Origin of the sequence: Leisingera aquimarina DSM 24565, assembly GCF_000473165.1 — a bacterium.
GTDB classification, from domain to species: Bacteria; Pseudomonadota; Alphaproteobacteria; order Rhodobacterales; family Rhodobacteraceae; genus Leisingera; species Leisingera aquimarina.
Genome location: NZ_KI421505.1, coordinates 24104 through 24709, shown reverse-complemented (window position 1 = coordinate 24709; position 606 = coordinate 24104). Strand labels below are relative to the sequence as shown.

1 pseudogene is annotated in these 606 nt (G+C 58.1%); it reads right to left on the bottom strand.

Annotation, left to right across the window (positions count from 1 at the left end):
- Window positions 1-413: 413 nt before the first annotated feature.
- A pseudogene (locus AQUI_RS32130) lies at window positions 414-606 on the bottom strand (IS30 family transposase); the annotation flags it as partial.

Here is a 606-nt window from a genome sequence, read left to right as displayed (position 1 = left end):
GGGGGGGGGGGGGGCGGCGCGCTGAGTGGGGGAGCCTGTGTCTCCGGCCGACTCCGGAGAATTATCAGGATGGGTTTTCTGAGGCAGGCCGGCTGCAGACCGCAGCATCTGCCATCCCGAGCCCGCCAGATCCTGAAAATACATTCCAAGTACCGACAGTTTGAGAGAAAACGCCGAAGCTGCCGCACCATCTCCTGTCAGAAAGGAGGAGCCGACGGCAAGGGCGTCCTGTTGGGCGGCATCTGAAGTTTGGTTCTCATGGGGAGCACAAAAGCTTTCCGGGCTGGCCCTTGAGTCAACTTCACTGAATTTCTTAGGATCCCGCACGGCACTTCCATCCAGATTGAACTGGTTCTTACTAACCGCCAAACGTTAAGAAAATGGAGATGTGAGCGACACCTGAACCGCGGCACCTATTGCCTCTGAGGGTTGGGGGAGCGGCTCAGTTCTTCCATCATTTTCTCTCTGAAGACCTCCGCGGGCGTCTTCCACCCAAGGCATTTGCGGGGCGTGTTGTTAAGACGGTCGCAAATTACTTTCATGTCGTGATCTGAGAGCTGCCGGATATCGTGCTTCCGCGGGAGCCATCGCCGGGCCCGCCGGTTG